This window comes from Natronobiforma cellulositropha (genome assembly GCF_025629245.1).
Classification (GTDB): Archaea; Halobacteriota; Halobacteria; order Halobacteriales; family Natrialbaceae; genus Natronobiforma; species Natronobiforma cellulositropha.
Map to the genome: position 1 here is coordinate 51,900 of NZ_JANZXN010000029.1, position 20,786 is coordinate 72,685.

The window sequence follows — 20,786 nt, forward strand, 5'->3', positions numbered from 1 at the left end:
ATGGCACTCACACCCGAGACACTGGTGCGACACGAACTCAACGGACTCCCGGTACGGGTCGTCGAGAGCGACGACTCCTCGCGGGAGGGTCTCTCCGGGCGCGTCGTCCTCGAGACGACGAACACGCTCTCAGTAGAGGTCCGCGAGTCGCCGGAAGCGACTCGAGATGCTGAGTCGAGTCACGGCCACGACGAGTTTCGGGTAGTGACGGTGCCGAAGTCGGGTTCGACATTCGAGTTTGCGATCACAGATGAAGCCGCCGGGGACGAGAAGTCCCTGGGGACCACGTCGGAACTGGCCGACACTCAACCTGGGTTCGACACGACGGACACAGACTGCGCTGGCGACGGCGTGGCCTACGTTACGGTCGATGGATCGCGACTGCTCTCACGACCGGCCCGACGAACAGAAACGACCGGTGATTCACCATGGCAATAGGACTGGACGTACCAACCCCTCCGGAACCACAGAACCCGGAGGAATACGACTACGAGAAGTGTCCGTTTTACGGCGAGTTGTCCGTACGAGGTCAGATCCTCGTCGGCACCGTCGTCTCGACGGACATGGACAAGACTGTAGTCGTCGAGCGAGAGTACGACGTGACGGTTCCGAAGTACAACCGTCAGATGAAACGTCGTTCGCGCACCCCGGCGCACGTGCCGGGCGTGCTCGAGCCGCTCTCGGTCGGTGACACGGTCAGAATCGCAGAGTGCCGACCACTGTCGAAGACGAAATCGCACGTGGTCGTCGAAGTAACTGAAGAAGCGACGGCGACGGACCTCGCAGAGCTGACCCGCCGGGAAGAGCCCGACCGGAACCTCTCGGCCGAGGACGTCGCCGCAGACGAGGAGAGTGAGGAGTGATGGAGGCGATCAAAGCCGACATCACTCAGGGCCTGAAGAAGGGCTCGCTCGTCACCTGTGCCGACAACACGGGCGCACGCGAGCTGAAAGTCATCAGCGTCGCGGGCTACCACGGGACCAAGAACCGCCAGCCGAAGGCTGGACTCGGTGACAAGGTCACCGTCTCCGTCACGAAGGGGACGCCCGAGATGCGCAGACAGGTGCTCGAGGCCGTCGTTATTCGACAGCGGAAGGCGATCCGTCGTCCCGACGGGACCCGCCTGAAGTTCGAGGACAACGCCGCGGTCATCATCGACGAGAACCACGAGCCTCGTGGAACGGAGATTAAGGGTCCGATCGCTCGCGAAGTCGCAGAGCGCTTCGGTGCGATCGCGAGTACAGCGACCATGATCGTCTAACATGAGTAAACAACCACGCAAACAGCGAACCCAGACGGCGCGTGCCCCGCTCCACCAGCGCGGCAAGCAGCTGCACGCGACGCTTTCGGACGAGCTCCGCGAGGAGTACGGCCGCCGTCGGACCCGCGTCAACGCGGGCGACACGGTCGAGGTGCTCCGCGGTGACCACGCCGGAACGACCGGTGAGGTGCTGAAAGTGGACCTCTCAGAGCAGGTCATCCACGTCGAAGACGTGACCGTCGAGACGGCCGACGGCGAGGAAGTCGCCCGGCCGATCCCGGCGTCGAACGTCCGACTCACGGATCTCGACCTCTCCGACGAGCGCCGCGAGGCGCGTCTCGAGGGTGACACAGCAGGTGATGAACAATGAGTAACCACCAGAAACGACTCTCGGTACCGAAGTCGTGGCCGGTCGAGCGAAAGACCGCCACGTTCACCGTCAAGGCGGGCGCGGGTCCCCACGGTGAAGAGGGTGTGCCGTTGCTGATCTTGCTCCGGGACGTCCTCGGCTACGTCGATTCACGCAAGGAAGCCCGGTACGCACTCGCACACGACTCGATCCTCGTCAACGGCGACCCGATCAACGACGAGAAGCGACCGATCGGCATGTTCGACATCGTCGCCTTCCCGGGTCGCGAAGAGTACTACCGCATCTTCCCCGACGAAGGCGGCCGACTCTCGTTGACGCCGATCGACGAGTCGGCAGCGGATAGCCGTCTCGGCAAGGTCGTCAGCAAGCGCCAGGTGACCGGTGGCGCGACACAGCTGTCGCTCCACGACGGCTCCAACATCACCGTCGACGACGTCGACGAGTACAACTCGAACGACTCGGTCGTCGTCGACAACGAGTCGAAAGAGATCGTCGCCCACTTCCCCTACGAAGAGGGCGCGCTCGTCACCGCCGTCCGCGGTAACCACGCCGGCAAGATCGGGACGATCGAGACCATCGAGGTCACTCCCGGTAGCGGTCCGAACGTCGTCACCGTCGACATCGACGAGGACGACGGCTTCGAGACCGTCGAGGAGTACGTCGTCGTCATCGACGAGAAGTTCGCAGGTGATGACGAATGAGCGAGGCTGACGCTGGCTTCCACGAGATGCGCGAACCCCGCGTCGAGAAAGTCGTCGTCCACATGGGCGTCGGCCGCGGCGGTCGCGACCTCGGCCGTGCCGAGGGCATCATCGAGGACGTCACCGGCCAGCAGAGCGTTCGCACGCTGGCGAAGTCGACCGAACCCGAGTTCGGTATCCGCCAGGGCGAACCGATCGGCACGAAGGTCACGCTCCGCGGCGAGGACGCCGAGGCGTTCCTCGAGACCGCGCTGCCGCTCGCAGACCTCTCTGCGACGCAGTTCGATCAGATGGGGAACTTCAGTTTCGGTGTCGAAGAACACACCGACTTCCCCAGTCAGGAGTACGACCCGACGATCGGTATCTACGGTCTCGACGTCACCGTCAACATGGTGCGTCCGGGCTACCGCATCGCCAAGCGAGACAAGGCCACCACGTCGATTCCCGCGAACCACCGACTCACGCCGGAGGACGCGATCCGCTTCCTCGAGTCGACGTTCGACGTGGACGTAGAGGACCCAGACGATGAGTGAAAGTGAAAACGAACAGGCGGGCGAGCAGGCCGGTGAGCGCACCGGGCAGGTCCAGGCGTGTCAGCGCTGTGGCCGCAAGCAGGGGTTAGTCGGCAAGTACGACATCAACCTCTGTCGCCAGTGTTTCCGCGAGATCGCCCGCGACATGGGATTCAAGAAGTATCGATAACATGACCGGGAACGATCCACTCAGCAACGCGCTCTCGGGCATCGACAACGCCGAGAGTGTGGGACATCTCTCCCACGAGGTATCACCCGCCTCGAACGAGATCGGCAGCGTACTCGAGGTCTTCTACGACCGCGGGTACATCTCCGGATTCGAGTACATCGACGACGGAAAAGCCGGCCAGTTCGAGGTCGAATTGAAAGGAGCGATCAACAAGTGTGGTCCCGTCAAGCCCCGCTACGCAGTCGGCGCCGACGAGTTCGAGACGCTGGAGAAACGGTATCTCCCCGCTCGAGACTTCGGCGCGCTCGTCGTCACGACGAGCAGTGGCATCATGAGCCACTACGAGGCGCGCGAGCAGGGCGTCGGCGGCCAGGTGATCGCGTACGTCTACTAACCATGCGAGTTGAACTCGAACTACCAGAGGACGTAACCGCCGACGTCGACCACCTAGACGTCACGATCGAGGGCCCGAACGGCACCGTCACCCGACGGCTGTGGTACCCGAACGTGACCGTCGACGTGGAAGACGACCACGTGGTCATCGAGAGTTCCGTCGACAACGCGAAAACGAACGCGACCGTCGGCACCTTCGAGAGCCACGTCGAGAACGCCTTCTACGGTGTGACCGAGGGCTGGGAGTATCAGATGGAAGTCTTTTACTCTCACTTCCCCATGCAGGTCCGCGTCGAAGGCGAGGAAGTCGTCATCGAGAACTTCCTCGGCGAGAAAGCACCGCGACGAACGAGTATCCACGGTGACACCGACGTCTCCGTCGACGGCGAAGCGCTGACGCTCTCCGGTCCGAACAAAGAGCACGTCGGCCAGACGGCCGCCGACATCGAACAGATGACGAAGGTGAAAGGAAAGGACATCCGCGTCTTCCAGGACGGGGTCTACATCACCGAGAAACCCCAGATGGGAGGTGCCTGATAGATGGCAGACGACAACGACGAACTCGAGACGACCGAAGAACTCGAGGAAGAGACCGCCGCAGACGACGGTCCGTCCGAACTCGAGGACATCAGCGGCGTCGGCTCGAGTAAGGCCGGCGCGCTCCGCGACGCCGGATTCGAGTCGGTCGACGACGTCCGCGAGGCCTCCCAGAGCGACCTCGCCGAGGCCGACGGCATCGGTAACGCGCTCGCTGCGCGTATCAAAGCCGACGTCGGCGACCTCGAGGTCTCTGAGGAGACCGACGCCGAGATCGAAGACGAGGCAGCCGAGGAGGACGTCGTCGAAGACGTCGAGACGGAACTCGTCGCACGTGGGCTGACCGAGAAGACGCCCGACCTCTCCGAGGAGGAGGGGCGACTGCTCGGCCAGCGTGCCCGCGAGGGGAAACCGGCGTTCAAGCGCCAGGACTACCACAAGAAAAAGCGCACGCCCGAATCGTGGCGTCGCCCCCGTGGTGGCCTCTCGAAACAGCGCCGCGGCATCAAGGGGAAGGGCCCGAAGGTCCACTCCGGCTACCGTACGCCCAAATCCGTTCGGGGCAAACACCCGAGCGGCTTCGAAGAGGTCCGCGTCGAGACGCCGTCTGACGTCGAGGGTGTCGACGGCGACACCCAGGCGGTCCGCATCGGTTCCTCGGTCGGCGCGCGAAAGCGCGAACAGATCGAAGAGCAGTGTGAGGACGCGGGCATTCGCGTCCTGAACCCGACCTACCTCGAAGTCGAGGTGGACGACCAATGACCGACCTTCGTGCACAGAAGCGACTGGCGGCAGACGTCTTGGACGTCGGGAAGAACCGCGTCTGGTTCGACCCCGACGCACAGGCGGACATCGCCGAGGCGATCACTCGCGAAGAGATTCGCGAACTCGTCGCCGACGGCCTGATCCGTTCGAAAGACGCCCGCGGGAACTCACGCGGCCGCGCTCGCGAGCGCAACGCCAAGCGAGCCTACGGACACCAGAAGGGACCCGGCAAGCGCCGAGGGACCAAGGGTGCACGCCAGAACTCGAAAGAAGACTGGACGAGCCGGATCCGCGCGCAGCGACGGACGCTCCGAGAACTCCGCGACGACGGCGAGATTACGCCGACGCAGTACCGCCAGCTCTACCGGAAGGCGAGCGGCGGGGAGTTCCGCAGCGTCCAGTACCTGCTGAACTACATCGACAATCACTACGGTGACGACTAATGGCAACAGGACCACGATACAAGGTGCCGATGCGTCGTCGCCGGGAAGTCCGGACCGACTACCACCAGAGGTTGCGCCTGCTAAAATCGGGCAAACCACGCCTCGTTGCTCGCGTGAGCAACGCCCACACTACGGCGCAGCTGGTCTCTCCCGGACCCAACGGCGACGTCACACACGCGAGCGCACACTCGAGCGACCTCACAGAGTACGGCTGGGAAGCGCCAACGGGCAACCTCCCGGCTGCCTACCTGACCGGCCTGCTGGCCGGCCTGCGAGCGGTCGAGGCGGGCGTCGAGGAGGCCGTGTTGGACATCGGTCTCAACACGGCGACGCCCGGCAGTAAGGTGTTCGCGGTACAGGAAGGAGCGATCGACGCGGGACTCGAGGTTCCGCACAACGACAGCGTGCTGGCGGACTGGTCGCGAACGCGCGGCGAGCACATCGCCGAGTACGCCGAGTCGCTCGACGACCCGCTCTATAGCGGGGAGTTCGACGCAACGACGCTCCCAGAACACTTCGATGCGGTACGAGAGGAGATTCTAGAATGAGCGGACGAAACTACAACGACGGGTGGGAGCCGGTTACCCGTCTCGGAAAGAAAGTTCAGGAGGGCGAGATCGACACGATGGAGGCTGCCCTCAACTCGGGACTCCCGCTGAAGGAGCCCGAGATCGTCGACCAGCTCCTCCCCGGACTGGACGACGAGGTTCTGGACATCAACATGGTCCAGCGGATGACCGACTCCGGTCGGCGCGTGAAGTTCCGCTGTGTCTGTGCGGTCGGCAACCGCGACGGCTTCGTCGGGTACGCCGAAGGCCGAGACGACCAGGTCGGCTCCGCCATCCAGAAGGCGATCGGTATCGCGAAGCTGAACATGATCCAGGTCCCTCGCGGCTCGGGCTCCTGGGAGGACCGTTCTGACCGCCCACACTCGCTGACCCACCGGACGACCGGGAAGGCGGGATCGGTCGAGGTCGAACTCATCCCTGCACCCGAGGGTCTCGGACTCGCCGCGAGTGAGACGGTTACCGCCGTCCTCGAACTCGCCGGCATCGAGAACGCCTGGACGAAGAGCCACGGCAACACCCGGACGACGGTCAACCTCGCGAAGGCGACCTACAACGCGCTGCAGAACGCCTCGCAGTCGCGTACGCCGCAGTACGCGGGCGAGGAGACCGACGGTGAGGTGGTCGAACAATGAAGGCCATCGTTCAGCTTCGTGGCGAGGTCAACCGCCAGACGGCGGTCGACGACACCCTGTCGATGCTCAACGTCCACAAGGTCAACCACTGTACGCTCGTCCCCGAGACGGACACCTACCGTGGGATGATCACGAAGGTCAACGACTTCGTCGCCTTCGGCGAACCCAGCCAGGAGGTCCTCGAGACGCTGCTCGCGAAGCGAGCCGAACCACTCGAGGGCCGCCAGTCGGACGTCGACGAGGCGTGGGTCGCAGAGAACACCGACTACGACGACTTCGCCGGACTGGCCGAGGCGCTGCTGGCCGAAGAGACGACGCTGCGCGAGCAGGGGCTGTCGCCGACGCTCCGTCTCCACCCGCCACGCGGCGGCCACGATGGTATCAAGCACCCGGCCGGTCGGGGCGGGCAACTCGGAAAGCATACAACAGAGGAGATTAACGAACTCCTCAACTCGATGCGCTAACCATGACGAGCAAGAAACGACGCCAGCGCGGCACACGAACCCACGGCGGCGGAACGCACAAGAATCGCCGTGGTGCGGGCCACCGTGGTGGCCGTGGTCGCGCCGGGCGGAGCAAACACGAGTTCCACAACTACGAACCGAAAGGCAAACACGGCTTCAAGCGCCCACACGGCATCCGCGAGACGGTCGCGGAGGTCGACTTACAGACGCTCGACGAGGACATCGCCCTCTACGTCGCTGACGACCTCGCAGACGAGGTCGACGGCGGCTACGAGGTCGACGCTCGCGATGTCGTCGACGGCGGCTACGAGGCCGACATCGTGAAGGTCCTCGGCAACGGCCAGGTCCGGAACACGCTCACGGTCACTGCCGACGCCTTCTCCGAGACGGCGACGGAGAAACTCGAGGACGCCGGCGGCGAGGCCGTCCTCAGCGCCCGCGGTGAGGAGGCACTGGCCGAGGCGACCGACGACGAAGACGAACAGGGCGAGGACTAACCCATGGGATGGAAGGAAACCGTCGAACCGGTGCTCACGCGGATGCCAGCCGTGCGCAGGCCTGAGGGGCACGTCCCCTTCAAGCGAAAGCTCGCCTGGACGGCCGGCATCCTCGTCTTGTACTTCTTCCTGACGAACATCGCACTCCTCGGACTCGAGGTGGGCGAAGCCAGCGACATCTTCGGTGAGTTCCGCGCGGTGCTCGCCGGTGAGCACGGCTCGCTCATGCAGGTCGGCATCGGCCCGATCGTCACCGCCAGCATCGTCTTACAGCTGCTGGGCGGGGCGAACTTACTCGGGCTCGATACGAGCGACCCTCGAGATCAGGTCCTCTATCAGGGTCTCCAGAAGCTGCTGGTGATCGTCATGACGGCGCTGACGGCGCTGCCGATGGTGTTCGCCGGTGACTTCCTTCCAGCCCAGTCTGCGCTCACGCTCGGTGGACTCACGTTCACCGGCAACGAGATACAGTGGCTGCTGTTCACCCAGATCTTCATCGGTGGCATCCTCATCCTCTACATGGACGAGGTCGTCAGTAAGTGGGGGATCGGGAGCGGGATCGGGCTGTTCATCGTCGCCGGTGTCAGCCAGGGTCTCGTCTCCGGTGTGCTCGCCTGGGGCGACCAGGGGCTGATCTACAGCTGGATCCAGATTATCACCGGTGAGACGGTCCTCGGCTCGTTCGCGAGCGGTGAGGCGCTCTACACGCTGTTCATCGCCGACGGCGGTGGGCAGCTACTCGCCCTGATGACGACGGTGTTGATCTTCGCGGTGGTCGTCTACGCGGAGTCGGTCCGCGTCGAGATTCCGCTGAGTCACGCCCGTGTAAAGGGTGCTCGAGGGCGCTTCCCCGTGAAGCTCATCTACGCGAGCGTCCTGCCGATGATCCTCGTCCGTGCGCTGCAGATGAACGTCCAGTTCATCGGCCAGATCGTCAACAGCCAGTGGGCGAACATGCCCGGCTGGCTCGGCGTCTACAGTGAGGCCGGCCAGCCCGTGAGTGGATTCTTCTACTACACGGCGCCGATCTACGCACCCGGTGACTGGATGTGGTGGACCGCAGGCGTTACCCAGGAGCCGTGGATGGTGATGGTCCGCATCGCCGTCGACCTGACGTTCATGGTCATCGGCGGAGCGATCTTCGCCATCTTCTGGGTCGAGACGACGAACATGGGTCCCGAGGCGACCGCGCGCCAGATCCACAACTCCGGGATGCAGATCCCCGGCTTCCGACAGAACGTCGGTGTCGTCGAGAAGGTCATGGAGCGCTACATCCCGCAGGTGACCGTCATCGGCGGCGCGCTCGTCGGCATCCTCGCCGTCGGCGCGAACATGCTCGGGACCATCGGTGCGGTCGGTGGGACTGGCCTGCTGCTCGCGGTCTCGATCACGTACAAACTGTACGAAGAGATCGCCGAAGAGCAGATGATGGAGATGCATCCGATGATGCGCCAGATGTTCGGCAAAGAGTAACGCTCCGGCCATCCGTTTTCGATTTTCTCACCGTCTCGAGTTTCGACAGTCGGATACGACGAGTGTTCTCGACACCGCTGCTAATTTTGCCGTCGACCTCGAAGCGAACGCATGGGAGAACACGTTCTCATCCCAGTCGATGGGTCGCCGGCCGCTCGCCGTGCAGTCGAATACGCCTGTAATCGGTTCGAAGACGCGACGCTGACGCTCCTGTACGTGATGGACCCGATGGTCGATTACCAGCGACGGCGAGCGTTCCCCGGCTATACGGAGGAACACGGGTTCAAAAACGAACGGGAGAAGGCCGAGTACGTTCTCGAGTCGACTCTCGAGACGGTTCCGGACGGCGTGTCGGTCGAGACCGAAATCGACGCAGGAAACCCCGCCACGAGAATCGTCCAGTACGCCGATGACAACGACGTAGACCACGTCGTTATCGGCAGCCACGGAAAACGAGGCGTCGCTCGGTACCTGCTGGGAAGTGTCGCAGAGACGGTTGTTCGGCGGTCGGCCGCCCCGGTCACCGTCGTCCGACCAAACGAGTAGTCGGCCGTCCCGGCTCTCGTGCTCCGGCGAATCTGTGTAGCGATTTTCGGGTCCCCTGCACGCGAGTGTCGGCTCTCGCTTTATGCCCGTCGGTACCGACTAGCACGGCATGGCTCGAGCAGACCCTCGTCCGCTGACGAGACGGCGCGTGTGTGGGCTGGCGGGTGTCGCATCCAGTGTCGTGTCTCTCGCAGGCTGTGGTGGCCCGGAAGGTGAGGACGACGCCGACCTCCCGGCAGAGGAGGGCACCGGTAACGGACAGGAACTCGAGGACGACGTAGGCGACGACGCGAGCGAGGTGGGGTGATCCGATGAGCGAACAGGAGCCACTGGGCGGCCGGATCGACCCCGAGTTCGACCACGAGCGAGCCGAGACGGCCGACGAGACGACGCTCGAGCGCGTGCTCGAGCCGTACACGCTGGCTCGAGACGATCACACGAACGCCCCGGCGTTCGTGATCCGTGCCGACGCGGTCCAGTCGGCACTGGTCGCCCTCCGCGAGGAGGCGGGGTTCGACCACCTCTCGTGTATCACGGCCCAGGAGTACGAGGACCGCTACGAGTCGCTGCTCCACCTCACGAAGTACGACGAGCGCCGCCACGAGGTGACGCTCGTGGTTCCGCTCTCGAAAGACGATCCGGTCTGTCAGAGTGCAGAGTCGGTGTTTCGGACGGCCGACTGGCACGAACGAGAGGCGTACGACCTGGTCGGGATTCGTTACGACGGCCATCCCGACCTCCGCCGGATCTTGCTTCCCGAAACCTGGCAGGGCCACCCACTGAGTCTCGGCTACGACCAGGACAAACCGCAGGTCGTGAAGTTCGCAAAACACGCCAATCCGCTCGAGGCGGATCGACTCCACGCCGAGTCGGATACGATGTTGCTCAACATCGGACCACACCACCCGGCGACACACGGGGTGTTACACCTCAAAGCGGTGCTCGACGGGGAGTCCGTCGCGAGCGTCGAACCCGACGTGGGCTACCTCCACCGGTGTGAGGAGCAGATGTGCCAGCAGGGGACCTACCGCTACCAGATCATCCCCTACTCGAATCGGTGGGACTACACGGCGAACCTCCCGAACGAGTGGGCGGTCGCCCGCGCCATCGAGGACCTGGCGGGACTCGAGGTGCCCGAGTACGCCCAGGTGTTGCGGACGATGGCGACCGAACTCGGGCGGATGCTCGGGCACTTCCTGGCGCTCGGTACGTTCGCGCTCGACGTCTACGGCGACTTCACCGCCATCTTCCAGTACGCCTTCCGCGACCGAGAGGTCGTCCAGGACATCCTGGAGGATCTGACCGGCCAGCGAATGATGTTCTACTACTTCCGACTGGGTGGCGTCTGCTGGGACCTCCCGGAACCGCGCGAAGCCTTCTTCGAAAAGAGCCGTGACTTCCTAGAGGAACTCCCCACGAAACTCCGCGAGTACGAGAACCTGATCGTCACGAACGAGATTTTCCAGATCCGGACCGTCGGCACCGGCACCTTGGCACCGGAGGTCGCGAAGGACTACGGCTGTACCGGTCCCGTCGCCCGCGGGTCGGGCATCGACTACGACCTCCGCCGGGACGACCCCTACGGCTACTACTCCGAACTCGAGTGGGACGTTATCACCGAAGACGGCTGTGACAACTTCTCGCGCGTGCTCGTGCGTATGCAGGAGGTCGAAGAGTCGGCGAAGATCGTCGAGCAGTGTCTCGACCTCCTCGAGCGCTGGCCCGAAGACGACCGCCAGGTCCAGAGCAACGTCCCGCGGACGCTACGCCCACCGGCGGACGCGGAGACCTACCGGGCGGTCGAGTCGGCGAAGGGCGAACTCGGCATCTACGTCCGCTCCGACGGGACGAACTCGCCAGCCCGGTTCAAGATTCGCAGCCCGTGCTATCACAACCTCTCGGCGCTGCCCGAGATGGCAGAAGGCGAGTACGTCGCCGACCTGATCGCCTCACTCGGCAGTCTCGACATCGTCCTCGGGAGCGTCGACCGGTAGTCCGCCTCGAGCGGGTGGGCCGATTTCGATCCGTTTACGGACGGGCGCGCCGTCTTCTCCATCGAATGCGTGCGTTGCCTCGAGCGTCCCGCCCCGGTGGTGAGCAGTGGACGCGCTAATCGTCCTCGCCGGTGGCCGGTCCGAGCGGTTCGACGGCGGACCGAAGGCGCTCGCGAGCATCGACGGCACGCCGATGGTGGGCCACGTCGTCGCGCGACTCGCTGCGCTCACACACCGCGTAGTCATTTCAGCCCGCGCCGAACAGCACGCGCCACTCCGTCGCGCGCTCGCGCCGCTCGAGTCGGCCGAAGCGTGTCTCGACCTCGCGTTCGCCGCCGACGACGTTCCCGACTGTGGACCGGTCTACGGCGTGAGCGCGGGGGTGAGCGCGCTCACAGCGCAGTGGCCGGCGACGTTCGACGGATCCGGGAGCCGGTCGGTCGGACTCGTCGCGTGTGACCTGCCGCTCGTCGAGTCGGTCCTGTTCGAGAGGCTCGAGACCGCACTCGTAGAGACCGGTGTCGACGCTGTCGTCCCGGAGACGGACGACGGCTACGCACACCCGCTCGCGGGCGTCTACCGGCTCGAGCCGTTGTGCGAGGCGGTCGCCGCGGTCCGGCCGTCGGCCGACGAGACCGCTCGCCGTCAGCCCGGGCTGTTCGACGTTCTCTCGGGACTCGAGACGTGCGTCGTCGGGGGCGACGACCTTCCCGCGGACGCGGCCCGGATGCTGTCGAACGTCAACACACGCGAGGCACTCGAGTCGGTTCGCGAGTCGGTCGCCGACAGTTCTCGGTGGTAGTGTCTGTTCTCTGTCGACAACCTCTCAACCGGGTGACTGGCTGCTCTCGAGTCGGAAATCCACAAGTGCAGGATATATATGGACGAAGCAACAAGCGCTAGCAACGAGGCGGTTCCATGCCAGAGATTTACCTACTAAGTACACTCCTGATGGGCGTGCTCGTGATCGCCGTCGCGATCGCGATCAACCGAAGTGGGCAGCGAGCGACACCGAGCGGCGACGCCGGTGGCCGAAGCGGCTTCGCAGAGTGGTCCGGCAGAGCGGACGGTTCCTCGAGTCGGTTCGTCACCGTGATGAACAACCCGACCACGTGGTGGCTCTCGTTTATCGTCCTGTCGCTCGTGTTCCTCGCCGGAGCGATTCTGATGATCGAAGGACTCCCGGAGGGCGCTGGTGTCGACGCCGGCGTCCTCGAGATGGCCTTCCTCGGCGTCGGCGGGGCCGTACTCGCCGGCTTCGTCTTCTTCGGCTCGTACTTCGCCGCGCGTGACCGGTTCGGTCAGACGGCGGCGGCGGTCGGCGTCGCCTCGGTCGTGATCGGATTCTTGCTGCTGATCGGCGTCGTCGCGACGCTCGTCTCGGCCTGATCGTTCACCTGTTCTGATTCTTCCGTCGCTCGCACTCGAGTACCGGCAGGTGTCGTCTCCTGTCCCGCCTCCCGCTCTCGCGCATCCACCTGCAGTGATCGCAACCGACGCGTGAGCGGGAGCCACGTGTGTAGCCACAGCGCGTACGGACGCGTGGCCTTCGTCGACGTGTTTCTCCGGCCGCGGCGCTCGAGTGACCGACCACGGGTGGTCTCGGCCGCGTTGGTCCACTGGCGGGTGGTCTCGGTTCTGTTCACCCACTGGTGAGTGTCCGCGCTCTCGAGACCTTCGCGAGAAGCCCGATCCGCAGGCCGCGCTCACCTGCCGGTGAGGTCCTGCGTCTCTCTCCCACCCGCGGGACGCACCGCTCGAACACGTTGGATACGGCAAAAGAGGGCTGCGTCGGTGTCGCGTTGTCGTGGTCGTCGTTCGTTCGCTACTGAATCGAGTAGCCCGCTGCGATGGTCAGCAGGAAGACCATAAACAGGCCCATACCCATGACGTACGAGATCGACCGCGGTTCGTCGATCAGGTGCTGGAAGTACGCCATGATGAGCAGCGACTTCGCCACTGCGAGGATGAGCGTCGCTCCCATCGCGCCCCAGTACGGATCGATCGCCAGGTACGTGAAGTAGTGGTCGAACGTGAAGAACACGAACTTACTCGTCCCTAACACCAGTAACACGACGTAGATGATCGCGTATAGCCGAACACTCGCCATTGGTAGGCAGTCGGGGTGACGCGCACTTATAGCTTCCTCAATGGCTCGCGTGGGCGGCGAGTGTCGGTGTCTCTCCGATGGGATGGACGCACCAGTCGTTCGGACCGACGACCCGTCTCCGTCCGTCGGCTGCGCTCGAGAACGATACGTAAATGAGCGTTCGGTCCTACGGTCTCGATGACTGATGGGGATGCATCTGACGTCCATTCGTCGGCTGATACTCGCCGCTGTGGCTCTGGTCGCGGCCCTGGCTGTTACTTCGACGGCGGTGACAGCCAGCAACGTCGTCGTGGGGCTCTCCGAGTCTCGCGGCGACATCTCGGTCCCGACCTGGCTCTACCTCGCCTCCGGCGGCGGCGTCGTCGGGGTGATGGCGCTGTTCTCGATGCTCGTCACCGACCGTGTCGTTATCGAGGGCTACCACGACGTTTCGGTCCGGCGCTCGGTCGCCGCTTCGGCCGCGCGGGTGGGCGGGACGCTCCTGGGGACGCTCGGTGTGCTCGGACTCGCACTCGTCCTCGCGGTCGGCTTCTTCGGGCCACAGTGGGGGAACGTCAGCGCCGCGGTTCTCGTCACGTTCGTCGGCGTTCGCGCGCTGTTGACGATGGTCGCCTACACCGTCTACAACCCCTGGCCGACGCTCAACCCGTGGCGGCGAGTCGCGACCGCCCTGCCACACGGCTTTCTGGCGTATCCCGACCGCCTCGCTTCCTGGCCGGCCGTCGGCGCACTGCTCGCGCTGATCTGGCTCGAGATCGTCGCTCCGTTGAGTTCCTCACCCAGAGCGCTCGCGACGGCGGTTCTCGTCTACTCGGTGCTCACGGTCACGGGTGGGGTCGTCTTCTCCCCCGACGCGTGGTTCCGGAAGGCGGACCCACTCTCGGTCTGGTTTCGCTTCTACGGTGCCGTCGCACCGATCCAGCGAACCGAGGACGGACTCGAGCTGTGTGCACCCGGCTCTCGCCTGGCCGACGACGACGTTCTCACCGACCTCTCGGCGGTGGCGTTCGCCATCGTCCTCGTCTGGGAGCTGACCTACAGCGGTTTCATCGTGACGCCCCCGGGAGCGTGGACGGTCGAGTTCCTGGTCGCGCTCGGGGTGCCACCGGCAGCGGTCTACCTCGGCTTGCTCGTCGCTGGCTTCGTCGCGTTCTACTGGGTCTACTGGGTCGCCGCCGCGCGTACGCGAGAGCGCGCGCAAACGTACCTTTCACAGCGGTACCTCGCGATTCGCTTCGCCCCACCGCTGTTCGCCATCGCGGCGGGCTATCACTTCGCCCACTACGCCGGCTTCACCATTTCGCTGTGGCCGTCGCTGCTCGAGTCGCTGGCTGCGCCGTTTTCCTACCCCGCAAACCCCATCGTCCTCGGGCTGACACCCTGGTTCGGCTACGTCGAGATAGCGGGCATCCTGCTGGGACACATCCTCGCCGTCTGGATCGCTCACACCATCTCGTTCGAACTCTTTCCGGGCAGACTGCAGGCGATCCGTAGCCAGTATCCGTTTATTCTGGTGATGATCTGTTTCACCATGGTGAGCCTCTGGCTCGTCTCGCTGCCCGCAGCGGAGGCACCGTACACCGTCGCCTGACCCCACACAACACCACCATGTCGAACTCACTGCCAACGCAACCGGAGACGTACGCCGAATCGATCATCCACGAAGAGTACGACGTCCCACCGGGGGAGGATCCCGTGGCGACCTGTCCGTACTGCGAGCGGCCGTTCACTTCCGAGCAACTGGCGACGGTCCACATCGGTGTCCGTCACACAGACGTCTGCAGTGAAGCCGAACGCGAGGCATACGAGGAGGAACTCGAGGCTGCGGAACACGACCTGTTTACCTTCCACGCGAAAGCTGCCGTCTCCATCTTCTTGATCTACTTTATGTTCTCGTTCATCTACTCGCTCGCCTGGATCGACTGATCGCTGTAGACAATTGGGCGAGCAGCTCCGACGACGTCTCACACCGCGAGCGATGCCTGCGACGTCGGCCGGGTGCTACATTGAGTGTCCCGCGTGACCTGCGCCGCCCACTGGCATGGCAGTCACGTCGTCGGGCTGGGAAACGGCTGAATCCGGACGGCGTCGGATTCGTTTCGGCTTACGGTACGACGTGCGTCAGTGAACGAGCACAGACGGCCCGCTCTTCGGTGTCCGGGCGCAGTGTATCCGTCGGCTGGCGTTCCGTCGGCCACTGCCCGTTTACAGCCGTCGCTCGAGCGGTGTGCAGACGAAGAAGAGCAGCGGTAGCGGTGTCCGCCCGCCGTTACATCAGGTAGAACAGCGGGAAGAGGAACACCCAGACGATGTCGACGAAGTGCCAGTAGAGACCGAAGAACTCGACTGGCCGCGAGTCCTCGAGGTAGGCATCGATCGTGAAGATGCGATAGAGCATGAACACGGCGATGAACAGCCCGAGCAGGACGTGCACCCCGTGGAGACCGGTGGTGACGTAGTACAGCGAGTACTCGAGACCGCTGAACCAGAAGTCGCCCTGGAGGAACTTATCGTACCACTCCCAGGCTTTCACACCCATGAACGACAGCCCAAGCAGGAGCGTCGCTCCGAGCGTCGCGATGAGTCCCTTCTTGTTGCCGCGTTCGGCCATCACCAGCGCGAGGATGACGGTAAAACTCGAGGTGAGCAGGATGTACGTGTTGAGCAGGCCAGCCCAGGTGTGGTCGGGGACCGGACCCCAGGTGTCCCAGCCGGCGTAGATGCGCATGAACACGTAGGCACCGATGAACGCACCGAAGACGACGACGTCTGAGGCGAGGAAGAACCAGACGCCGAGTTTCGTGTTGCCGACGCCTTCGAACGGCCAGCGTTCGGCGACGGCCATCTCGGGCGCGTTGAACTGCTCACGGCCGAACTCGAAGAGGACGTACGCGAGGATGGCGAGTCCGGCGAGCGTAATCGCCGGATAGAGGTAGTCGACCGACCCGCTGATGCCAGCCTCTGCTGCCCACTCGGGGTCGAGCCACTCGGCGAGCGCTGCGACCGACGGCGTCAGTCCGGAGACGCCGAGCAGGAAGACGAACATCCCGATACCGATGCCGAACGGCCAGATGCTGGCGTGGTCGGCGTGTTCTTCCTCGTGGCCGTGTCCGTGCGCCTGGTCGAGTGTTCCGTGTACGGCGTCGGCTGTCGTGAGCGCCCCACCGTCAGACGCAGGTGAACCGCCATCGGTCGCTGGCGCTGCAGCGGGGGTCTCGTCGACGAACTCGAGTCGGCCGCTCGCGTAGGATGGCCGGCCGGACCAGTTCTCGAGCGGTGGGGGCGAGGGGATCGCCCACTCGGCGGTTCGTGCGTACTGCCAGGGGTTGTCGGGTGCGTCTGGACCCGAGACCAGGCTCTTTCCGAGCGTGTAGAACATGATCAGGAACGACAGTCCGAAGACGAACGCACCGACGGTCGCCATCTGGTGCCAGATCTCCATCCCTTCCTGGTAGTGGAAGACACGTCGGGGGGTCTCCCAGGCGAGGAACATCGGGAAGTAGAGCAGGTTGAACCCGACGAAGTAGACGGCGAAGTTGAGCTTTCCGAGTGCCTCGGAGTACATCTTGCCGGTGATCTTCGGCCACCAGTAGTAGAGACCGGCGATCAGGGCTGTGACCCCGGAGACCATCACGTAGTGGAAGTGAGCGACGACCCAGTAGGTGCCACGGAACTCGTAGTCCAGCACGACGGCACCGAGGAAGACCCCGGTGATGCCGCCGAGGATGAACAGGACGAGTGCACCCAGGCTGAACAGGAACGGCGTCGTAAAGCGGACGCGTCCTTTGACCATCGTGTAGATCAGCGCGAAGACCATCAGGTCGAACGGCAACGAGATACCGATCGTCGTCGCCATGAACAGCGTCTTGATCTCTAGGTTGATCGTCGTCAGGTACATGTGGTGCATCCAGACGAGGAACGACTGGACGGCGACGAGGACCATCGCGATGATGACCCACTTACGCCCGACCAGTCGTCGGCCGGTGAACGTCTGGAACGTCTCGAACATGATTCCCAGCGCCGGGAAGAAGACGATGTACACCTCGGGGTGGCCGAAGAACCAGAAGATGTGCGCCCAGAGCAGGCTCGAGCCCTGATCGGTCGCGAAGTACTGGGTGAGCAGAATGCGATCGGTCGCCAGCAACAGCAGCGCTGCCAGCAGTGCCGCGAACGCGAACAGCATCATCCAGACGGTGAGCAGCCACGACCAGGTGAACAGCGGCATGTTCCACAGTCCCATCCCTTCCGCACGCGAGCGGTGGATGGTCGTCAGGAAGTTCATCGTCCCGAGGGTGATCGAGATGGTGAACAGCGTCAGTGCGAGGATCGCGGTATTTCCACCCGTCGCGGCCTCCATGCCGGTGTACATCGGCACGTTGAGTGGGGCGTACATGGTCCAGCCGCCCTCGAACGTCCCGCCCTGGAAGAACGAGATGCCGATAAGCAGGCCCGAGAACAGGTAGAACCAGTAGCTCAGGGCGTTGAGCCGGGGGAACGCCAGGTCTTTCGCCCCGATCTGTAGCGGGACGAAGTAGTTGGCGAACCCGGCTGCGAACGGCGAGAGGAACCAGAACACCATCAACAGCCCGTGGGTGGTGACCGACTGGTTGAACGCGCTGTCAGAGAGGATCACGCCGCCCGACGACCAGAGCTGGACGCGAAAGAGCAGCGCGAGGATGCCACCGAAGAGCAAGAAGAACAACGCAGTGGCGAGATAGAGGATGCCCACGTCTTTGTGGTTGGTCGTGACGAGCCACCGCTTGATCGACGTCATCGGCGGGAAGTCGTCCGCCATCAGGCATCACCCTCCTCGTCATCTTCGTCTTCCTCGTCCTCTTCGAGTGCTGCCGCTTCTTCTTCGAGCCACTCGTCGAAGGCATCCGGCTCCATGACGACGAGGTCGCCTTTCATGTTGGAGTGGCCGGCACCGCAGAGTTCGAAGCACTCGATGCCGTCCTCGTAGACGATCTCCTCTTCGCCGTCGGGCAAGTCGGCGATGAACCAGGTCAGGTCGTACTCGCCGGGGATCGAGTCGGCTTTCACGCGCTCTTCGGGTATCCCGAATGCGTGCCAGACGTCTGTTGACGTCACGTTGACCCAGACTGGTGTATCCGCTGGGACGTACATCGTGTTGGTCGATTCGACGCCGTTTTCGTACTCGAAGATCCACGCGAAGGCCTGTCCTTCGACGTCGATCTCGACGGCGTCGTCACCGGGGTTGTCCCCGGGCCCGTCCTCGACGTACAGCAGCATGCCGTACGTCCAGACGACGAGCGAGACGACGATGATCGCACTCAGAATGAACGATACGAATAGTTTTCTCCCGCCTTTACCTCCGGTCGGCAGCTCCCCGAGTGTCGGCAGATCCTCGTCTTCGTCCGCCCCCACGTCGCGGTACTTGTACGCGTTGTACAAGGTGTACGCTACGACGATGACGCCGACGAGCGTACCGAGGGCGAGGAAGACGATGAAGATCTCCTCGAATACGTCGACCCGTGTATCCGTTTGCATCGGGAATGGAAATGCGATGAAGATTGTGTTCACCTCGATTGTAGGGTTTTTATATCGGACGATGTTTGCTGGGGACACTTATCTATTTGGAAACGCGCCGCCGGCGACCGTCTCACTGTCGTGATCCGGGTCGATGTGACGGCCCGTCCGGCCGCAGTCTCCGGTGATCTGCATCCCGTAGTCCGATCCCTTAGATGGACCTTTGGCCCACCACTCTTTTGTGTATCGTTCTCGGCGCGCCAAACTGTCACTGTAATATGATATTGTCTCCCTGTCAGTCGCTCGAGTCACCCGGTATCCGAAGATGTTCGCCACGTCGGTTCGCCCAGTCGACTCGACGGCCGCGTATCAACTCTCGACGGCGAAATGTCTCTATATCCCGACGACGTAGGAGTCACCATGCCAGAAGAGATTCTGTTCAAATTCGAGCGCGACATGGACCGTTCCGAGATCGCCGACTACCTGCGCACCGTCGCCGACTCGCTCGAGTCCGGCGGTGACCTCTCGCTCGAGTCCGGCGGTGAGTCGGTGACGATGTCGCCGCCAGCGCGCCCCACCTTCGAGATCAAAGCCGAACACGAGACGCCGAGCAGCGGCGGTCCCGGCGAGTTCAGCGTCGAGTTCGAACTCGAGTGGGACGAGGGAGCCGAGGGTGAAGATGGTGGAAGCGACGATCTGACGATCGGCTGAACGGCGCTCCTCACACCTCGACGACCCACGCACGATAGGTCTCCTCGAGTCGGTACACCGTCCGAAAGACCTCGTCGAGGAACGCAGCGACGCGGCCGTCGTCGGCGAGGACGCTCGCGCGCACGTGTACTCCTTCTGCGTCGTCGGGTCGCACCAGTTCTTCGACCGTCGCCGTTGGTTCGTCTCCACAGAGCGCCTTCGCCCGCTCGAGTTCCGCAGGCGTACAGTCGAACGAGACGGTTCGCCCGCCGAGCTGGACCCAGGGTGGGCCGAGTGCGGGGTCGGGACCGTCGGACGCGTCCGCGACGGACGCCGCGTCTGCCTCGATGGTGAGAAACGCACTCCCCCGACCGTCGTGCGCAGCGATGGCGTCTTCGAAGAGCGCGCGTCTGTCCGCCGGCGTCGCGGCGTCGAAACGAGTCTGGCCCATACACAGAGGGTCGGTCCCGTTTCTTTAAGGCTTTATGTGACCGCCCAGAACGGGAGGGTATGGCACAGCCACGAATTCTCATCCTCGGAGCGCCGGGGGCGGGCAAGGGGACGCAGAGCGCACGGATGGCCGAACACTTCGACGTCGAGCACATCACGACCGGTGACGCCCTCCGCGCGAACAAGGAGATGGACATCAGCGACGTCCACGACGAGTACGACACGCCCGGCGAGATCATGGAGGCGGGCGAACTCGTCCCCGACGAGGTCGTCAACGCCATCGTCGAGGAAGCGCTCTCGAGCGCCGACGGCTTCGTCCTCGACGGCTACCCGCGAAACCGCGCCCAGGCCGAAGAACTCGAGGGAATGACCGACTTAGACGTCGTCCTCACGCTCGAGGTCTCCGAGGAGGAACTCATCCACCGCCTCACCGGCCGTCGGATGGACCCCGAGACGGGCGACATCTACCACCTCGAGTACAACCCACCCGAGGACGAGACGGTCGAGGAACGGTTGATCCAGCGCGACGACGACACCGAGGAGACGGTCACCGAGCGCCTGCGTGTCTACCACGAGAACACTGCGCCGGTGATCGACCTCTACGACGAGCGGGGTGTCCTCGAGCGTGTCGACGGTGAGCAGTCGCCCGAAGACGTCTGGGCGGACGTGCAGGCAGTGATCGAAGACGCAGTATAAATT

28 protein-coding genes and 1 pseudogene are annotated in these 20,786 nt (G+C 63.9%); 25 read left to right on the forward strand and 4 right to left on the reverse strand.

The genetic code is table 11. The annotated features are described in order from the left end of the window. The 21 genes from N0B15_RS12710 to N0B15_RS12810 all read left to right on the forward strand — a co-directional run bounded on the left by N0B15_RS12710 (position 1) and on the right by N0B15_RS12810 (position 12,736). Positions 1 to 438, forward strand: a complete 438-nt coding sequence (locus N0B15_RS12710; protein ID WP_263020081.1) for a ribonuclease P protein component 1 — start codon at positions 1 to 3, stop codon at positions 436 to 438. Continuing rightward, a complete protein-coding gene (locus N0B15_RS12715; RefSeq protein WP_263020082.1) occupies positions 429 to 863 on the forward strand; it encodes a 30S ribosomal protein S17 in 435 nt (144 codons plus the stop codon). The genes N0B15_RS12710 and N0B15_RS12715 overlap by 10 nt, the downstream gene beginning before the upstream one ends. Further along, the gene (locus N0B15_RS12720; protein ID WP_263020083.1) at positions 863 to 1,261 is read left to right on the forward strand and encodes a 50S ribosomal protein L14; all 399 of its coding nucleotides are present in this window, start codon (positions 863 to 865) and stop codon (positions 1,259 to 1,261) included. Before N0B15_RS12715 ends, N0B15_RS12720 begins: the two co-directional genes overlap by 1 nt. Before the next feature lies 1 nt (position 1,262). After that, complete coding sequence (gene rplX / locus N0B15_RS12725; protein WP_263020084.1) at positions 1,263 to 1,631, forward strand: 50S ribosomal protein L24; 369 nt, start codon at positions 1,263 to 1,265, stop codon at positions 1,629 to 1,631. After that, positions 1,628 to 2,332 carry a 30S ribosomal protein S4e gene (locus N0B15_RS12730; protein WP_263020085.1) on the forward strand — a complete coding sequence of 235 codons (705 nt, stop codon included), beginning with the start codon at positions 1,628 to 1,630 and terminating at the stop codon, positions 2,330 to 2,332. Before rplX ends, N0B15_RS12730 begins: the two co-directional genes overlap by 4 nt. Next, positions 2,329 to 2,865, forward strand: coding sequence for a 50S ribosomal protein L5 (locus N0B15_RS12735; protein WP_263020086.1), 537 nt, complete (start codon positions 2,329 to 2,331; stop codon positions 2,863 to 2,865). Before N0B15_RS12730 ends, N0B15_RS12735 begins: the two co-directional genes overlap by 4 nt. Next, a complete protein-coding gene (locus N0B15_RS12740; protein WP_263020087.1) occupies positions 2,858 to 3,034 on the forward strand; it encodes a 30S ribosomal protein S14 in 177 nt (58 codons plus the stop codon). The genes N0B15_RS12735 and N0B15_RS12740 overlap by 8 nt, the downstream gene beginning before the upstream one ends. A gap of 1 nt (position 3,035) precedes the next feature. Next, on the forward strand, positions 3,036 to 3,428 hold the full coding sequence (locus N0B15_RS12745; RefSeq protein ID WP_263020088.1) for a 30S ribosomal protein S8: 393 nt from the start codon (positions 3,036 to 3,038) through the stop codon (positions 3,426 to 3,428). A gap of 2 nt (positions 3,429 to 3,430) precedes the next feature. Further along, positions 3,431 to 3,964, forward strand: coding sequence for a 50S ribosomal protein L6 (locus N0B15_RS12750; protein ID WP_263020089.1), 534 nt, complete (start codon positions 3,431 to 3,433; stop codon positions 3,962 to 3,964). A 3-nt stretch (positions 3,965 to 3,967) separates the two neighbouring features. After that, positions 3,968 to 4,726: a 50S ribosomal protein L32e gene (locus tag N0B15_RS12755; RefSeq protein WP_263020090.1), complete on the forward strand. Its 759-nt coding sequence runs from the start codon at positions 3,968 to 3,970 to the stop codon at positions 4,724 to 4,726. After that, on the forward strand, positions 4,723 to 5,172 hold the full coding sequence (locus N0B15_RS12760) for a 50S ribosomal protein L19e (RefSeq protein ID WP_263020091.1): 450 nt from the start codon (positions 4,723 to 4,725) through the stop codon (positions 5,170 to 5,172). The genes N0B15_RS12755 and N0B15_RS12760 overlap by 4 nt, the downstream gene beginning before the upstream one ends. Further along, positions 5,172 to 5,720: a 50S ribosomal protein L18 gene (locus tag N0B15_RS12765; RefSeq protein WP_263020092.1), complete on the forward strand. Its 549-nt coding sequence runs from the start codon at positions 5,172 to 5,174 to the stop codon at positions 5,718 to 5,720. Before N0B15_RS12760 ends, N0B15_RS12765 begins: the two co-directional genes overlap by 1 nt. Then, complete coding sequence (locus tag N0B15_RS12770) at positions 5,717 to 6,373, forward strand: 30S ribosomal protein S5 (RefSeq protein ID WP_263020093.1); 657 nt, start codon at positions 5,717 to 5,719, stop codon at positions 6,371 to 6,373. The genes N0B15_RS12765 and N0B15_RS12770 overlap by 4 nt, the downstream gene beginning before the upstream one ends. Beyond that, positions 6,370 to 6,837 carry a 50S ribosomal protein L30 gene (locus N0B15_RS12775; protein ID WP_263020094.1) on the forward strand — a complete coding sequence of 156 codons (468 nt, stop codon included), beginning with the start codon at positions 6,370 to 6,372 and terminating at the stop codon, positions 6,835 to 6,837. The genes N0B15_RS12770 and N0B15_RS12775 overlap by 4 nt, the downstream gene beginning before the upstream one ends. 2 nt (positions 6,838 to 6,839) lie before the next feature. After that, entirely contained in the window at positions 6,840 to 7,334 is a 495-nt protein-coding gene (locus tag N0B15_RS12780) for an uL15m family ribosomal protein (protein WP_263020095.1), read from the forward strand. Between the two features lie 3 nt (positions 7,335 to 7,337). Then, entirely contained in the window at positions 7,338 to 8,807 is a 1,470-nt protein-coding gene (secY, locus tag N0B15_RS12785; protein ID WP_263020096.1) for a preprotein translocase subunit SecY, read from the forward strand. Positions 8,808 to 8,918: 111 nt separating this feature from the next. Beyond that, positions 8,919 to 9,353 (forward strand): universal stress protein, encoded by a 435-nt coding sequence (locus tag N0B15_RS12790; RefSeq protein ID WP_263020097.1) that lies wholly within the window; start codon positions 8,919 to 8,921, stop codon positions 9,351 to 9,353. A gap of 109 nt (positions 9,354 to 9,462) precedes the next feature. Then, positions 9,463 to 9,660, forward strand: a complete 198-nt coding sequence (locus N0B15_RS12795) for a hypothetical protein (RefSeq protein WP_263020098.1) — start codon at positions 9,463 to 9,465, stop codon at positions 9,658 to 9,660. A 4-nt stretch (positions 9,661 to 9,664) separates the two neighbouring features. Further along, positions 9,665 to 11,347 (forward strand): NADH-quinone oxidoreductase subunit D, encoded by a 1,683-nt coding sequence (locus N0B15_RS12800; protein WP_263020099.1) that lies wholly within the window; start codon positions 9,665 to 9,667, stop codon positions 11,345 to 11,347. 106 nt (positions 11,348 to 11,453) lie between these two features. After that, positions 11,454 to 12,149, forward strand: a complete 696-nt coding sequence (gene mobA, locus N0B15_RS12805) for a molybdenum cofactor guanylyltransferase (protein WP_263020100.1) — start codon at positions 11,454 to 11,456, stop codon at positions 12,147 to 12,149. 116 nt (positions 12,150 to 12,265) lie between these two features. Beyond that, on the forward strand, positions 12,266 to 12,736 hold the full coding sequence (locus tag N0B15_RS12810; RefSeq protein WP_263020101.1) for a hypothetical protein: 471 nt from the start codon (positions 12,266 to 12,268) through the stop codon (positions 12,734 to 12,736). 436 nt (positions 12,737 to 13,172) lie between these two features. Here N0B15_RS12810 and N0B15_RS12815 read toward each other — a convergent pair whose 3' ends face one another. Next, on the reverse strand, positions 13,173 to 13,457 hold the full coding sequence (locus tag N0B15_RS12815; protein WP_263020102.1) for a cytochrome C oxidase subunit IV family protein: 285 nt from the start codon (positions 13,455 to 13,457) through the stop codon (positions 13,173 to 13,175). 184 nt (positions 13,458 to 13,641) lie between these two features. Here N0B15_RS12815 and N0B15_RS12820 point away from each other — a divergent pair, with 184 nt between their 5' ends. Then, positions 13,642 to 15,048 (forward strand): hypothetical protein, encoded by a 1,407-nt coding sequence (locus N0B15_RS12820; protein WP_263020103.1) that lies wholly within the window; start codon positions 13,642 to 13,644, stop codon positions 15,046 to 15,048. A gap of 17 nt (positions 15,049 to 15,065) precedes the next feature. Then, on the forward strand, positions 15,066 to 15,383 hold the full coding sequence (locus tag N0B15_RS12825; RefSeq protein ID WP_263020104.1) for a DUF7410 domain-containing protein: 318 nt from the start codon (positions 15,066 to 15,068) through the stop codon (positions 15,381 to 15,383). A 343-nt stretch (positions 15,384 to 15,726) separates the two neighbouring features. Here the strand turns inward: N0B15_RS12825 and N0B15_RS12830 are convergent, their stop codons facing one another. Beyond that, positions 15,727 to 18,252: a cbb3-type cytochrome c oxidase subunit I gene (locus N0B15_RS12830; RefSeq protein WP_263020105.1), complete on the reverse strand. Its 2,526-nt coding sequence runs from the start codon at positions 18,250 to 18,252 to the stop codon at positions 15,727 to 15,729. Between the two features lie 11 nt (positions 18,253 to 18,263). After that, a pseudogene (gene coxB, locus N0B15_RS12835) lies at positions 18,264 to 19,001 on the reverse strand (cytochrome c oxidase subunit II); the annotation flags it as partial. 366 nt (positions 19,002 to 19,367) lie between these two features. Here coxB and N0B15_RS12840 point away from each other — a divergent pair. Continuing rightward, entirely contained in the window at positions 19,368 to 19,658 is a 291-nt protein-coding gene (locus N0B15_RS12840; RefSeq protein WP_263020106.1) for an amphi-Trp domain-containing protein, read from the forward strand. 10 nt (positions 19,659 to 19,668) lie between these two features. Here N0B15_RS12840 and N0B15_RS12845 read toward each other — a convergent pair whose 3' ends face one another. After that, complete coding sequence (locus N0B15_RS12845) at positions 19,669 to 20,088, reverse strand: DUF7975 family protein (RefSeq protein ID WP_263020107.1); 420 nt, start codon at positions 20,086 to 20,088, stop codon at positions 19,669 to 19,671. A gap of 59 nt (positions 20,089 to 20,147) precedes the next feature. On the opposite strand from N0B15_RS12845, the gene N0B15_RS12850 reads away from it, so the two are divergent. After that, positions 20,148 to 20,783: an adenylate kinase gene (locus tag N0B15_RS12850; protein ID WP_263020108.1), complete on the forward strand. Its 636-nt coding sequence runs from the start codon at positions 20,148 to 20,150 to the stop codon at positions 20,781 to 20,783. Positions 20,784 to 20,786 lie beyond the last annotated feature (3 nt).

Coding starts and splice junctions, on each gene's coding strand:
- N0B15_RS12755 (WP_263020090.1), top strand. CDS start 3,968: ATGGCAGACGACAACGACGAACTCGAGACGACCGAAGAACTCGAGGAA.
- N0B15_RS12845 (WP_263020107.1), bottom strand. CDS start 20,088: ATGGGCCAGACTCGTTTCGACGCCGCGACGCCGGCGGACAGACGCGCG.
- N0B15_RS12750 (WP_263020089.1), top strand. CDS start 3,431: ATGCGAGTTGAACTCGAACTACCAGAGGACGTAACCGCCGACGTCGAC.
- secY (WP_263020096.1), top strand. CDS start 7,338: ATGGGATGGAAGGAAACCGTCGAACCGGTGCTCACGCGGATGCCAGCC.
- N0B15_RS12810 (WP_263020101.1), top strand. CDS start 12,266: ATGCCAGAGATTTACCTACTAAGTACACTCCTGATGGGCGTGCTCGTG.
- N0B15_RS12840 (WP_263020106.1), top strand. CDS start 19,368: ATGCCAGAAGAGATTCTGTTCAAATTCGAGCGCGACATGGACCGTTCC.
- N0B15_RS12765 (WP_263020092.1), top strand. CDS start 5,172: ATGGCAACAGGACCACGATACAAGGTGCCGATGCGTCGTCGCCGGGAA.
- N0B15_RS12815 (WP_263020102.1), bottom strand. CDS start 13,457: ATGGCGAGTGTTCGGCTATACGCGATCATCTACGTCGTGTTACTGGTG.
- N0B15_RS12795 (WP_263020098.1), top strand. CDS start 9,463: ATGGCTCGAGCAGACCCTCGTCCGCTGACGAGACGGCGCGTGTGTGGG.
- N0B15_RS12850 (WP_263020108.1), top strand. CDS start 20,148: ATGGCACAGCCACGAATTCTCATCCTCGGAGCGCCGGGGGCGGGCAAG.
- N0B15_RS12770 (WP_263020093.1), top strand. CDS start 5,717: ATGAGCGGACGAAACTACAACGACGGGTGGGAGCCGGTTACCCGTCTC.
- N0B15_RS12730 (WP_263020085.1), top strand. CDS start 1,628: ATGAGTAACCACCAGAAACGACTCTCGGTACCGAAGTCGTGGCCGGTC.
- N0B15_RS12830 (WP_263020105.1), bottom strand. CDS start 18,252: ATGGCGGACGACTTCCCGCCGATGACGTCGATCAAGCGGTGGCTCGTC.
- N0B15_RS12735 (WP_263020086.1), top strand. CDS start 2,329: ATGAGCGAGGCTGACGCTGGCTTCCACGAGATGCGCGAACCCCGCGTC.
- N0B15_RS12775 (WP_263020094.1), top strand. CDS start 6,370: ATGAAGGCCATCGTTCAGCTTCGTGGCGAGGTCAACCGCCAGACGGCG.
- N0B15_RS12825 (WP_263020104.1), top strand. CDS start 15,066: ATGTCGAACTCACTGCCAACGCAACCGGAGACGTACGCCGAATCGATC.
- rplX (WP_263020084.1), top strand. CDS start 1,263: ATGAGTAAACAACCACGCAAACAGCGAACCCAGACGGCGCGTGCCCCG.
- N0B15_RS12740 (WP_263020087.1), top strand. CDS start 2,858: ATGAGTGAAAGTGAAAACGAACAGGCGGGCGAGCAGGCCGGTGAGCGC.
- N0B15_RS12745 (WP_263020088.1), top strand. CDS start 3,036: ATGACCGGGAACGATCCACTCAGCAACGCGCTCTCGGGCATCGACAAC.
- N0B15_RS12715 (WP_263020082.1), top strand. CDS start 429: ATGGCAATAGGACTGGACGTACCAACCCCTCCGGAACCACAGAACCCG.
- N0B15_RS12760 (WP_263020091.1), top strand. CDS start 4,723: ATGACCGACCTTCGTGCACAGAAGCGACTGGCGGCAGACGTCTTGGAC.
- N0B15_RS12710 (WP_263020081.1), top strand. CDS start 1: ATGGCACTCACACCCGAGACACTGGTGCGACACGAACTCAACGGACTC.
- N0B15_RS12720 (WP_263020083.1), top strand. CDS start 863: ATGGAGGCGATCAAAGCCGACATCACTCAGGGCCTGAAGAAGGGCTCG.
- N0B15_RS12800 (WP_263020099.1), top strand. CDS start 9,665: ATGAGCGAACAGGAGCCACTGGGCGGCCGGATCGACCCCGAGTTCGAC.
- N0B15_RS12790 (WP_263020097.1), top strand. CDS start 8,919: ATGGGAGAACACGTTCTCATCCCAGTCGATGGGTCGCCGGCCGCTCGC.
- N0B15_RS12780 (WP_263020095.1), top strand. CDS start 6,840: ATGACGAGCAAGAAACGACGCCAGCGCGGCACACGAACCCACGGCGGC.
- N0B15_RS12820 (WP_263020103.1), top strand. CDS start 13,642: ATGGGGATGCATCTGACGTCCATTCGTCGGCTGATACTCGCCGCTGTG.